At 66.1% G+C, this 12,628-nt stretch carries 12 protein-coding genes and 1 tRNA gene; 3 read left to right on the top strand and 10 right to left on the bottom strand.

Annotation, left to right across the window (positions count from 1 at the left end; genetic code table 11):
- Positions 1-51: 51 nt before the first annotated feature.
- Together VDQ83_RS05985 and VDQ83_RS05980 are read left to right on the top strand one after the other, a co-directional pair.
- Positions 52-465, top strand: a complete 414-nt coding sequence (locus VDQ83_RS05985) for a hypothetical protein (protein ID WP_455434208.1) — start codon at positions 52-54, stop codon at positions 463-465.
- 102 nt (positions 466-567) lie between these two features.
- Positions 568-1,029, top strand: coding sequence for a GNAT family N-acetyltransferase (locus VDQ83_RS05980; RefSeq protein WP_455434207.1), 462 nt, complete (start codon positions 568-570; stop codon positions 1,027-1,029).
- A gap of 24 nt (positions 1,030-1,053) precedes the next feature.
- On the opposite strand, the gene VDQ83_RS05975 is transcribed toward VDQ83_RS05980, so the two are convergent.
- Positions 1,054-2,211: an MFS transporter gene (locus VDQ83_RS05975; protein WP_455434206.1), complete on the bottom strand. Its 1,158-nt coding sequence runs from the start codon at positions 2,209-2,211 to the stop codon at positions 1,054-1,056.
- Positions 2,212-2,391: 180 nt separating this feature from the next.
- Between VDQ83_RS05975 and VDQ83_RS05970 the strand changes: the two genes are divergently transcribed.
- Positions 2,392-3,369, top strand: coding sequence for an AraC family transcriptional regulator (locus VDQ83_RS05970; protein WP_455434289.1), 978 nt, complete (start codon positions 2,392-2,394; stop codon positions 3,367-3,369).
- 45 nt (positions 3,370-3,414) lie between these two features.
- Here the strand turns inward: VDQ83_RS05970 and VDQ83_RS05965 are convergent, their stop codons facing one another.
- The 9 genes from VDQ83_RS05965 to VDQ83_RS05925 all read right to left on the bottom strand — a co-directional run bounded on the left by VDQ83_RS05965 (position 3,415) and on the right by VDQ83_RS05925 (position 12,275).
- Positions 3,415-3,918 (bottom strand): DUF6538 domain-containing protein, encoded by a 504-nt coding sequence (locus tag VDQ83_RS05965; RefSeq protein ID WP_455434288.1) that lies wholly within the window; start codon positions 3,916-3,918, stop codon positions 3,415-3,417.
- Between the two features lie 81 nt (positions 3,919-3,999).
- Positions 4,000-4,092 (bottom strand) — tRNA-Ser (locus VDQ83_RS05960).
- Between the two features lie 81 nt (positions 4,093-4,173).
- Positions 4,174-4,386 carry a carbon storage regulator CsrA gene (gene csrA, locus VDQ83_RS05955; RefSeq protein ID WP_263109581.1) on the bottom strand — a complete coding sequence of 71 codons (213 nt, stop codon included), beginning with the start codon at positions 4,384-4,386 and terminating at the stop codon, positions 4,174-4,176.
- Positions 4,387-4,519: 133 nt separating this feature from the next.
- Positions 4,520-7,168: an alanine--tRNA ligase gene (gene alaS, locus VDQ83_RS05950; protein ID WP_455434205.1), complete on the bottom strand. Its 2,649-nt coding sequence runs from the start codon at positions 7,166-7,168 to the stop codon at positions 4,520-4,522.
- A 106-nt stretch (positions 7,169-7,274) separates the two neighbouring features.
- Positions 7,275-7,769 carry a recombination regulator RecX gene (gene recX, locus VDQ83_RS05945; RefSeq protein ID WP_455434204.1) on the bottom strand — a complete coding sequence of 165 codons (495 nt, stop codon included), beginning with the start codon at positions 7,767-7,769 and terminating at the stop codon, positions 7,275-7,277.
- 118 nt (positions 7,770-7,887) lie between these two features.
- Complete coding sequence (gene recA, locus VDQ83_RS05940) at positions 7,888-8,937, bottom strand: recombinase RecA (protein WP_145700280.1); 1,050 nt, start codon at positions 8,935-8,937, stop codon at positions 7,888-7,890.
- 196 nt (positions 8,938-9,133) lie between these two features.
- Complete coding sequence (gene lexA / locus VDQ83_RS05935; protein WP_263109585.1) at positions 9,134-9,769, bottom strand: transcriptional repressor LexA; 636 nt, start codon at positions 9,767-9,769, stop codon at positions 9,134-9,136.
- 308 nt (positions 9,770-10,077) lie between these two features.
- Positions 10,078-11,754 (bottom strand): ABC1 kinase family protein, encoded by a 1,677-nt coding sequence (locus tag VDQ83_RS05930; protein ID WP_455434287.1) that lies wholly within the window; start codon positions 11,752-11,754, stop codon positions 10,078-10,080.
- A 26-nt stretch (positions 11,755-11,780) separates the two neighbouring features.
- Complete coding sequence (locus VDQ83_RS05925; RefSeq protein WP_263398091.1) at positions 11,781-12,275, bottom strand: CinA family protein; 495 nt, start codon at positions 12,273-12,275, stop codon at positions 11,781-11,783.
- Positions 12,276-12,628: the final 353 nt, after the last annotated feature.

Raw genomic sequence — 12,628 nt, 5'->3', positions numbered from 1 at the left:
ATGAGCACAGTTTGCCGAAGCCATCGGCTTCTATCTCCACAACACGCGAGCATGACCACCGCCATGGAACGTATCCATTCCATCCGAACTCTGGTGCTTGCCTCGCTTGTGGCCATCTCGCTTGCAGGATGCGCGGCAGGTGATCCCGTCGCGAGCCTGCCTATCGAAGGCCCTGTGCGTCTGGGAGAAATTGCAGCGGTCGATGGGCCCAGGGTGCGTCCCGAACGCGTCATCGAGGACAGCCGCTGTCCGGCCGACGTTCAATGCATTCACGCTGGACGGCTGATCGTCAAGGTAACCGTGCTCGGTGGCGGCTGGTCCAAGCAGATTGACCTCACGCTGGGCGTCCCGGTCCCCGTTGCCGATGGCATGTTGACGCTGGTGGACGCTACCCCCGTTCCCATCGATGGGAACGCCGCGGCATCCGCCGCTCGCTTCACCTTCAAGTTTCAGGGCGGCCGCTAGCCAAGCGATCGACTGTTCTGAACACCACTTTTAGTCGACGCGGGTGACTCGCTATCGCAATCCTCCTTCGTGCAGCGTGCCTGTCTGCGGCAAACTGGAGGCATGGATACGATTCGGACCTACCGTCCTGACGACTTCGGCGCCTGCCTGTCGCTGTTCGATGGCAATGTGCCGGCGTTCTTCAGCGCTGAGGAACGCCCTGGCTTCGTGCGATTTCTAACGCACCATGCCGCTGTCTGGTACTACCAAGTCGTTGAGCGTGCGGATGAAGTGATTGCATGCGCGGGTTACTCAATCAGCACGGACGGCACGACGGCCAGCCTCTGCTGGGGCATGGTCCATCCGAAGCTGCATCGGCAAGGCTTGGGGACAATGCTGCTCTTGGCTCGGCTGGAAGCCCTGCGCCTGGGGCCGGCCGTCGAACAAGTCGTACTGGACACCAGCCAACACACACAGGCCTTCTACGCTCGCTTTGGCTTTGTGGTGAAGCAAGTAGTGCCAGATGGCTATGGTGCGGGCCTGGACCGGTGGGATATGGCGCTCGACCTGAAGGCGCCGGCATAGCGCTGCTCAGAGGGCTGATGACAGCTAGATGTGAAACGCCGGAACTGCCGAGAGCGCGGGCGAGTTCACCCTGACTCGGAACGCAATGAGCAGGCTAGCGAGGAGCATCACTGCCGCGGCAACAATGAGCACTGCAACGATGCCCCCCAGCCCGAACACCAGACCGCCCAAGGCGGCTCCCGCTGCGATGGAGGACTGCACCGCGGCGACCACCATCCCGCCGGCACTCTCGGCCTGATCGGGCGCCGCACGCGCGACCCAGCTCGACCAGGCTACGGGCACGCCGCCGAAGGCCAGGCCCCAGAGCGCGACAAGGATCGATAGCCCGCCAACGCCCACCGGCAACAGGACCATGCCGAGCGCGGCTACGCCCACCAAGGCAGGCATGATCACCAAGGTGACTTTCAAACTGCGCTCCATGAGCCAGCCGGCCAATAGTGTGCCGACGAAGTTCGCCACGCCGAATCCGAGCAGAATCAGCGCCAGGCCGTCAGCGCTCATCTGCCCCAGGCTCTCCAACGTTGGGCGGATATAGGTAAAGAGCGAATACTGACCGGTGTGCGCCAGGACGCAGCCCAGCATTCCGACCGCAACGCCTGGCCGGCGCAAGAGCCCCACCACCGACTCTGGGAGTGCCGCCTTACGCGGGGCCATTCGGGGCAAGGTGAACCACTGGAATACAAAAGTGAGTCCACCCACCGCCGTCGCAGCCCAAAAGGCGCTACGCCAGCCCAGCAGGCCTCCCAGGTAGCTCCCCAAAGGAACGGATACCACCGTGCCCACCGCAATCCCGCTGAAGATGATGGAAAGCGCGCGAGGCACGCGCTGTGGCGGCACCAATCGCATGGCCACGGCCGCTGCCATGCTCCAGAAACCGCCCAGCGCCACGCCCAGAAGGACGCGCATCACCAGGAGGACTCCCATGCTGGAAGACAGCGCCACCAGGGCGTTGGAGAGGATCATCAGACCCGTGAAACCCAACAGCACCCGGCGCCTGTCTATCGAACGGGTCAGCCGAGGCACAAGCAGGCCAGCGAACAGGGCCACCACAGCAGTGACCGTCACCGCTTGACCGGCCAGCGCCTCCGACACACCCAGATCCGCCGCCATCGGCGTCAACAGGCTGGCAGGCAGATATTCGGCCGTGAGCAGCCCAAAGACACCCATGGCCAGCGAAAACACGGCCACCCATGCCGATGAAGATGGCTCCCCGCTACCCCATGCCACGGAATCAGGCGTGTCTGCGGCATCAACTACGTCATTCCTCATCAAAGATTCCCAGTGCAATTGTGCAGCCGAGAGTCTATGGAGCCGAGCCAGGATGATCTATGATTGTCTGACCTTTATTTTTGATCGAAACCCCTGGCCGCCTCAATAAGCCACGCTCCACCCCAGCCCACCGATCTGATCAGTCAGCTGCTGACCGGCATGCGGTTACATGGCGTCCAATACCGACGCATTCAGACCGGGCCGACCTTTGGGCTTGGATTTCCCCTGAAGCCAGGGCATGCCTACTTCCACTACTTGGCGGTGGGCAATGCGATTCTTCGTGGCGCGGACGGCAGCCAACACCGTCTATCCGCCGGGGATGTCGTGCTTGTTCCCCGCGGAGAAGGCCACGCGTTGTTGTCTGACGAGGACCATCCAGTCCAGTGCTTGGAAACGATAGACGCAGCCCCACTAGGCGACGCGGTGAGCGGGATAGACACGTGCCCGAGCACACATCCCGTGCCAAGCGCTGTGCTCTTCCACGGATGCATGGTGTTCGATCTAGGTGGCATGCATGGGTTGAGCAAGTTGATGCCGACCGTGATGTTGGCCGATGGCAACGCCGCTCAGTTTCCTGGGCTGTTGCCGATGATCGACGCGATGAAGCGCGAGGTGTGCTCCGGACGTATTGGATTTGCCGGAATACTCGCCCGGCTGGCGGATGCAGTCGCCGCCATGATCGTCCGTGACTGGGTCGAGCGCGGTTGCGAAGGAGCATCGGGTCTGGTCATGGCCATGCGCGACCCTCGTCTATCGCTGTCGTTGCTTGCCCTACACAAAGACCCCGGGCGCGACTGGACCGTCGAAGCGCTGGCTGCAGAATCAAACGTCTCACGATCCGTGTTTGCCGATCGGTTCCAGAGCGTCATTGGAACCGCGCCCCTGCGTTACGTGACTGAAATGCGAATGCAGTTGGCAAGTCAATGGCTGACCCACCAAAGCCTATCGATAGAGGTCGTGGCAGAGCGTCTCGGCTATGCGTCGCAGGCAGCATTCAGTCGCGCCTACAAGCGCGTCATGGGGCACTCTCCTGGCGCGACTCGGCGGGAGCGCCGCTTGGCCTCGCCATAGGAGGCCGCCGCATTGCCTTCGAACCATCGCCTCCCGCTTCGCGGCTCATCGCCGCTGCGCCGTCGGTGCTTGACCAGCCTTGAGCTTGGGCACGCCACTATCCGAGCCTGGGGCCACCCAAACCCCAGGCCAGGTTCGTTCCACGCCCTCAACCGAGCCAGGAGCGAAGGCGCCCGGGCTGCGCAGGTGATCTCGCAGAGGTAGCCGGCCCGCTCCTTGAAGCTCACGGCCAAAGCGTCGCAATACCATGCGGGCCGCAAGTGCCCGGGTTGGCGCCCTCGTTGAGCAGCTCAAGCGACGAGTGCCCTCCAAGCTCCTCAAGAGCTCATCCAGCTCCGACCCCATGCTGCCGTTCCTGATGACTGCAAAGGCCTGAGCTACGCGCTGCTGCAACGGCAGCGCGTAGCCAAGCGCGGCGCGATCGCAGGTCGTGCCGGTGCTGCGCTTGACGACCTTGCGCCCGAAGCGCGCCTGCAGATCCGCAGGAATGCGCAAACGAACGTAGTAGCGGCCGGTCTCGCCGCGGGTGAGGTAGTGCGCGACTCGCATGGAAGTGTCCAAGCGAGTGTCCAAGGTCGGGAAAAAGAAAAACGCCCGCAAATCGTTGATTTGCGGGCGTTTCCTTGACAATGGCGGAGTGAGAGGGATTCGAACCCTCGATAGAGCTTTTGACCCTATACTCCCTTAGCAGGGGAGCCCCTTCAGCCGCTCGGGCATCACTCCGGATTCATGCGTTGCGGATATTCCGCGACCGGGCGCGAAGGATAACGGTTTGTAGGGTCTCAGGTAAACCCTTTCGACGCATCAATCGGCAGATTGATCGCCATGGCCGCCGCCGTGCGAGGTCGGCTCATCGCCGCGCTGGATGCGCTGATAGATCTCTTCGCGATGCACCGCCACATCCTTCGGCGCGGTGATGCCGATGCGCACTTGATTGCCTTTGACCCCAAGCACCGTCACGGTGACCGAATCGCCGATCATCAAGGTTTCGCCTACCCGGCGAGTCAGGATCAACATGTTTTAAATTCTCCAGGGAACCGGTGATTCCCACCGGTACGGCGTCCGACTCGGGCGCCCCATAACGAAAGGGAAAAGAAGATCGATGTTAAGGGAAGCCGCGCCCTGCCAGCAAGGCAGTGCGGCTTCGTGTTCAGGGGAGATGTTGCTTGACCCAGTCGGGTACGCCCTCGAGCGCAAGGGCAAGGGCGGGCCCGTCCTCGCCACCACCCTGGGCGAGATCCGGGCGGCCGCCGCCCTTGCCCGAGATCTGACCGGCGATATGGCTCAGCAGTTCCCCGGCCTTGACCCGGCCCATTGGGCTGCCGTTCACCCCGGCGACCAGGGCGGCCTTGCCCTCGCTGGCCCCGGCCAGCACGATCACGCTGTCGCCCAACTGTTGCTTCAGGCGGTCCATCGCATCGCGCAATGCCTTGGCATCAAAGCCTTCCAGGCGCACCGCAAGCACCTTCACCCCCGCCACCTCGACCGCCGCGGCGGCCAGATCGGCGGTGGCGCCGGAGGCCAGCTTGGCCTTCAGTGCCTCCAGTTCGCGCTCCAGGCGCTTGTGCTTGTCGCCCAACTGGCGAATCTTGTCGACCACGTCGCCGGCGCTGCCGCCGACCAGCTCGGCCGCCTCGCGCAGCTTGGCTTCTTCCGCCGCGACATGGTCCAGGGCGCCCTGCCCGGTCACCGCCTCGATGCGGCGCACGCCGGCGGACACGCCGCCTTCGCTGGTGATCTTGAACAGGCCGATGTCGCCGGTGCGCGCCACGTGGGTGCCGCCGCACAGCTCGGTGGAGTAGTCGCCCATCCGCAGCACGCGCACGCGCTCGCCGTACTTCTCGCCGAACAGCGCCATCGCGCCGAAGTCCAGCGCTTCCTGCATGCCCATGTGATGCACTTCGACCGCATGGTTGGCGCGCACCTGCGCGTTGACCTTGCGCTCGATCACCGCCAGCTCTTCGGCGCTCATCGGCTGGAAGTGCGAGAAGTCGAAGCGCAGCCGGTCCGGGGCGACCAGCGACCCCTTCTGCTGCACATGGGTTCCCAGCACTTCGCGCAACGCGGCATGCAGCAGGTGGGTGGCGGAATGGTTGAGGATGGTGGCGCCGCGACGGTCGCTGTCGACCTGCGCCGACAACGTGGCGCCGATCTGAAGGCGCCCGCTGCGCAGCTGGCCGACATGGCCGTGGAACTGGCCGGCGAACTTCTGCGTTTCCTCGACCTGGAACAACACGCCGTCGGCGCTCAGCTGGCCCAGATCGCCGACCTGGCCGCCGGATTCGGCGTAGAACGGGGTGCGATCGAGCAGCACGATCGCCGCATCGCCAGCCTCGATCGACTCGACCGGGCGCCCATCCTTCAACAGCGCGACCACTTTCAGCGCGTCGGCCTGCAAGGCGTCGTAGCCGAGGAAGCCGGTGGGCGCCAGCTGCGCCACCAGGTCGGCCGGCAGCGAGGTGCCGCCGCCGAACTTGCCGGCCGCGCGCGCGGTCTCGCGCTGGCGCTCCATGGCGCTGTCGAAACCGGCCATGTCCACGTCCATGCCGCGCTCGCGCGCGATGTCCGCGGTGAGGTCGACCGGGAAGCCATAGGTGTCGTACAGGCGGAACGCGTCCGCACCGGGGATGCTGCCATTGGCGCGGGCGGCGATCTCGTCGAAGATCTTCATGCCGGCGTCGAGGGTCTCGGCAAAGCGCTCCTCCTCGGCCTGCAGCGCCCGCTGCACGGTGGACAGCGCCGCCGGCAATTCCGGATAGGCCTCGCCCATCAGCTCGGACAGAGTGGCCGCCATCTTGTGGAAGAACGGCTGGCGCACGCCGAGCATCCAGCCGTGGCGCAGGGCGCGGCGGATGATCCGGCGCAGCACGTAGCCGCGGCCTTCGTTGGACGGCAGCACGCCATCGACGATCAGGAACGAGCAGGCGCGGATATGGTCGGCGATCACGCGCAGCGACTTGTTCTCCAGGTCGGCCATGCCGGTCAGCTCGGAGGCATGGCGGATCAGCGCCTGGAACAGGTCGATCTCGTAGTTGCTGTGCACGTGCTGCAGGATCGCGGCCAGGCGCTCCAGGCCCATGCCGGTATCCACGCACGGCGCCGGCAACGGCACCAGGGTGCCGTCGGGCTGGCGGTCGAACTGCATGAACACCAGGTTCCAGATCTCGATGAAGCGGTCGCCGTCCTCGTCCGGCGAGCCCGGGGGGCCGCCGGCGAGGTGCGCGCCGTGGTCGTAGAAGATCTCGGTGCACGGGCCGCAGGGGCCGGTGTCGGCCATCTGCCAGAAGTTGTCCGAGGCGTATGGCGCGCCCTTGTTGTCGCCGATGCGCACGATCCGCTCCGGCGGTACCCCGATCATGTCGCGCCACAGCTCGTAGGCCTGCTCGTCGGTGTGGTAGACGGTGACCAGCAGGCGTTCCGCCGGCAGCTTCCAGACCTGGGTCAACAGCTCCCAGGCCCAGGCGATGGCTTCTTTCTTGAAGTAGTCGCCGAACGACCAGTTGCCCAGCATTTCGAAGAACGTGTGGTGGCGCGCGGTATAGCCGACCGAATCCAGGTCATTGTGCTTGCCGCCGGCGCGCAGGCAGCGCTGCACGTCGGCCGCGCGCACGTAGCTGCGCTTCTCGGCGCCAAGGAACACGTCCTTGAACTGCACCATGCCGGAATTGGTGAACAGCAGCGTCGGATCGTTGCCCGGCACCAGCGGCGCGGACGGAACGATGGTATGGCCCTTCCCGTTGAAGAACTCGAGGAAGTCGCTGCGGATCTGGGAGGTGGAGAATTTGGCGGGTGCGTTCATGGGCTGGCTATAGACGAGCGGACGGATTTCCGGGCGTACCCCCTCAAGATGAGGGCGTGCGGAAACCGGACAAGACAATCCGCCAAGGTTAGCAGGCCCAGCCCGCTCAGTCCTCAGGCTCGTAGCGCGTGGCCGCGCGGATGCTGTCGCCATCGAAACCGCGCCGCGCCAGCAGATCGGCGGCCTTGCGCCGCTGCTGCAGGTCCACCGGCCCGGCCGCGCCGAAGCGCCGCTGCACCAGATCGCGGGCGTTTTCGGTCCAATCGCCCTCGAATGCCGCCATCGCCGTGGCGACGGCCTCGCTGTCCAGGCCGTGGGTGCCCAGTTCGGCGCGAATGTGCAAAGGCCCGTAGCCGGTATTGGCGCGGCTGCGCACCAGCAGTTCGGCGAAGCGGCCATCATCCTGCCAGCCCTCGCCCGCCAGGCGCTCCACCGCAGCAGCAGCGGCGTCCGGCTCCACGCCGCGCACCCGCAATTTGCGGGTCAATTCCTTGCGCGAATGCTCGCGACGCACCAGCAGGCCCAAGGCCTTCTGCAGCGGCGTCTGTTCCGGCTGCCGGCGGCGCCGGCGCGGTTCCCGTGCTTGTTCGTCGTCACCCATGCAGGCTCACCGCCACGATCATCAATGTGCCGTCCTTGGCACCTGCCCTCCTGGCTTGCTCAAGACTGCCGAGGGAGACGAGCGGCACTGACTCCACCGCTCCCCCGGCAGAAGACCATCACGCCTCGGCGTCGGCGTCGGCATCCTCGGCTTCGGCCGCGCTCGGCGCGATTTCCGTAGGCTGGAACTTCTCGCGCAGCTCGCTTTCCAGCTTCGCCGCCACCTGCGGGTTGTCGCGCAGGTACTGGCGCGAATTGTCCTTGCCCTGGCCGATGCGCTCGCTGCCGTAGCTGTACCAGGCACCGGCCTTCTCGACCAGCTTGGCTTCCACGCCCATGTCGATCAGCTCGCCTTCGCGGCTGATGCCTTCGCCGTACAGGATCTCGGTGATGACCTGCTTGAACGGCGGCGCCAGCTTGTTCTTGACCACCTTGATCTTGGTCTGGTTGCCGATGATCTCGTCGCCCTTCTTGATCGCGCCGATGCGGCGGATGTCCAGGCGCACCGAGGCGTAGAACTTCAACGCGTTGCCGCCAGTGGTCACTTCAGGGCTCTGGCCCGGCATCATCACGCCGATCTTCATGCGCAGCTGGTTGATGAACACCACCAGCGTATTGGAGCGCTTGATGTTGCCGGTCAGCTTGCGCAGTGCCTGGCTCATCAGGCGGGCCTGCAGGCCCGGCAGCTGGTCGCCCATCTCGCCTTCGATCTCGGCCTTCGGGGTCAGCGCGGCGACCGAGTCGACCACGACGATGTCGACCGATCCCGAGCGCACCAGCATGTCGGCGATTTCCAGGGCCTGCTCGCCGGTATCGGGCTGCGACAGCAGCAGCTCGTCGACGTTGACGCCGAGCTTGCCGGCATAGATCGGGTCCAGCGCGTGCTCGGCATCGATGAACGCGGCGGTGCCGCCCTTCTTCTGGCACTCGGCGATGGCCTGCAGGGTCAGCGTGGTCTTGCCCGAGGATTCCGGGCCATAGATCTCGACCACACGGCCCTTCGGCAGGCCGCCGATGCCCAGCGCGATGTCCAGCATCAGCGAACCGGTCGGAATCACCTCGACGGCTTCGATGATGCGATCGCCCATCCGCATCACCGAGCCCTTGCCGAACTGCTTCTCGATCTGGCTCAGGGCAGCGGCGAGCGCGCGCTTCTTGTTCTCGTCCATTTTGGTGTCCTTCGGAGGTGAGGGTGATTTGCGGGGTAGGTTCAATTTAGCGGCCAGGTATCGCACAGGCTGAGACGGTGTGCGGCGATGAAAAAATAATCCGTCCGAGCCCGTGTACGACAGCGGCGAATGGCGATGTACCAGGTCGGAAAAATCCTGCTGGCGGTGTAGTGCATTCCTTGCTCGCGCAAGGATTTCAGCGGTTGGGCCGCAGCAGCCCGCAATACAGTCCTTCGATCGCGAAGTCCTGGTCGGGCAGGACCTCGATCGGTGCGTAGTCCGGATTGCGCGGCAGCAGGCGGATGCGGTCCTTGCCGATCTTCAGCAGCTTGACCGTGATCTCCTCGTCGATCCGCGCCACCACGATCTGCCCGGAACGGGCGTCGCGGGTGCGGTGCACGCCGATCAGGTCGCCGTCGAAGATGCCTTCGTCGCGCATCGAATCGCCCTGCACCTTCAGCAGGTAGTCCGGCGCCGGCGAGAAGAACACCCGGTCCAGCACCACGAAGTCGTCCGAGCCGATGTCCGCCCCGATCGGAAGACCGGCCGCGACCCGCCCCAGCACCGGCAGGCGCAGGATGTCGGCGCTGTCGACCTGCGGCGCCGGCGCCGGTGCGGCCGCGCCGGTCACCAGCCGGATCCCGCGTGCCTGGCCCGGTACGCGACGGATCGCGCCGGCCTGCTCGAGGGCTTCCAGATGGTATTGAGCGGCGCGGACGCCCTTGAAGCCGAAGGCGCGGGCGATTTCGGTCTGCGACGGCGGTGCGCCGTCGTGTTCGATGCGCTCGGCGATCAGGTCGAGGATCGCTTGCTGGGTTTCGGTCAGTTCCATGGTTAGTAGTAATACTACTAAAAACGGAAATGGGCAACTGTTGCGTGGCCTGCCAGGACGTCCGGCTACGGGGCGGATCGGGCGAGCGGCAGGAGTGGAACCTGCCGCGCTTCAATGGCGGCGGGCGTCGCCGGCCAGGTTTGGATCGGCGATCAGGCTGTGTGGATCAACCGAAAACGCAGCCACGCGCCCCACAATGGCCGGCAAATCCTGGATCGACGGCCGCTCGCGACCAACCAGGCATCAGCCACGGAGATCATCGCGGTTGCGCACCGCACCGCCCCTCCCGTCGGCGCAACCCGCTCCGCTCAGCGGCCGCTGCGCCAGATCGAGATCAGGATCCACACGCCCGACAGCGCCGCGCCGATGAAGCCGCCCACGCCGATCGCCAGCAACCAGCGGCTGGAGACGCCGCCGACGCTGTTCATCACGATCGACGAACCGATGATCAATGCCGCGGTGACGATGCCCATGGTCAGCCGGTTGGCGGCACGGTTGACCTGGTCGCCGAAACCCTTCAGCGAGGTGGTTTCGACGTTGAGCTGCAGCCGCCCGCGCCGCGCCGCCTGCAGCAGGCGGCGGGTATCGCGCGGCAGGTCGCCGAGCAGTTCCAGCGCGCCGAGCACGGTGCGGCGGCCGCGCTTGGCCATCGCGCGCGGGGCGAAGCGCTGCAGCATCACCCGTTCCAGGTACGGCGCCGCGGCGCTGGCCATGTCGAAGTCCGGATCGAGCTGGCGCCCTACCCCTTCCAGGGTCAGGAAGGTCTTGATCATCAACGCCAGGTCGGCCGGCAGCGCCAGCGCGTGCTGGCGCAGGATCGCGGTGACGTCGCCGAGCATCGCGCCGATCCGCAGTTCCTTCAGCGGCACGCCGCGGTACTGGTCGACGAACCCGGCGATCTCCAGCTGCAGCCGCGCCTCGTCGATCTCGACGTCGCCGTCGGTCCATTCCAGCAGCACGTCGGCGACCGACTCGGATTCCTGCGTGACCAGCCCGTGCAGCAGTTGCACGACCTGGTAGCGGCGCTGCTCGGAGATGCGCCCGACCATGCCGAAATCGATCACCGCGATGCGCTCGCCCGGCAGGTAGAAGATGTTGCCGGGGTGCGGATCGGCGTGGAAGCAGCCGTCCTCGAGCACCATCTTCAGCACGATGTTGGCACCGACGCGCGCCAGCCGGCGCCGGTCCAGCCCGGCGGCGTCGACCCCGGCCAGATCGCGCCCGCCGATCCCGGCGACGAAGTCCTGCACGTTGAGGGTTTCGCAGGTCCACTGCCAGTGCACGCGCGGGATCACGATCTCGTCGTGACCCTGGAAATTGGCGGCGATGCGCTCGGCGTTGCGGCATTCGCCGGCGAAGTCCAGCTCGCGCCGCAGCGACAGGGTGAACTGGTGCACCACCTCCGCCGGGTGGTAGCGCTTGAGGTCGGCCGCACGCGCCTCGACGATCTCCGCCAGCCGCGCCAGCAGCCGCAGGTCGGCCTCGATCACGTCGCGGATGCCGGGACGGCGCACCTTCATCACCACCGGCGTGCCGTCGTGCAGCCAGGCGCGGTGGGTCTGCGCCAGCGAGGCGGCGGCCAGCGGCGCTTCCTCGACCTGGGCGAAGATCGCCGACGGCGCTTCGCCCAACGCTTCGATCAGCTGCGGCAGGATCTGTTCGTAGGGCAGCGCGGGCGCCGCGTTCTGCAATTCGCCGAGTTCGTCGATCCACTCCGGCGGCAGCAGGTCCACGCGCGTGGCCAGCACCTGACCGAGCTTGACGAAGGTCGGGCCGAGATCCTGCAGCGCGCGCCGCACCCGCTGCGGCGCCGACATGCGCAGCATCTCCTCGGCGTTGTGCCAGTGCAGCAGGCGCCCGGCACGCTCCAGCACGTCGGCCATGCCGATGCGGCGGACCACGTCGCCGAATCCGTAGCGGATCAGCACCGAGGCGATTTCCTGCAATCGCCCCAGGTCGCGGACCGTGCTCAGCGCTTCCCACATCGCGGTCGCCATCTAGCCGCCGGCGCTCACAGCAGCGCGCCGAGTCCGCGCAGCGCCGCGGCGACGGTCTGCCGGCGCACCGCGTCGCGATCGCCGTCGAAATGGAACAGCTGCGCGCTGGCGTAGCCGCCGCGCCGCTTCCAGCCCACCCACACGGTGCCGACCGGTTTGTCGGCGGAGCCGCCGCCGGGACCGGCGATGCCGGTCACCGCCACCGCGATGCTGGCGCCGGAATTGACCAGCGCGCCGGACACCATCTCGATCACCGTCTCGCGGCTGACCGCACCATGGTGTTCCAGGGTCTGCGGACGCACGCCGAGCAACGCCTGCTTGGCTTCGTAGCTGTAGGCGACCATGCCGCAGTCGAACCAGTCCGAGGAGCCGGAGATATCGGTCATCGCCTTGGCGATCCAGCCGCCGCTGCAGCTCTCGGCGGTGACCAGGCGCTCGCGCGTGGTGCGCAGCTGGTCGCTGAGCGCAGTGGCGAGCTGCAGGAGTTGCGAATCGGTGGGGACGTTCATGGCGCTGCTCGGGAAACCAATGCGCTTTGTAGCCCAATTCGCTACGGCTGTCGCGCCTGCGCGGTACGAGGCCATGCGGGGCTTCAGCGGTGGTGCGCAGGTCGAGTGTCTGCCGCTTGTGGGTCAGATACAACCTCGCTGGCATGGCTGCGCCAGCGTTGTCTTCGCGGCGCAGCGAAGAAAAACAGCGACGTTCCGATTGAGAGAACGCCACTGCAGGAGCGGCTTCAGCCGCGACCGGCGCTACCGGTACGGCCTGTCGCGGCTGAAGCCGCTCCTACAGAACTTGCGCAAGCTGTAAACGACCGAGCCGAAGATGCACCTCGGCGAGTTGGCGACAACGTCATCCGCAC

The organism is Xanthomonas sp. WHRI 7945, from assembly GCF_035026585.1.
Note: the sequence above shows the minus strand (reverse complement) of the source record. Positions and strands in the feature narration are given on the sequence as shown.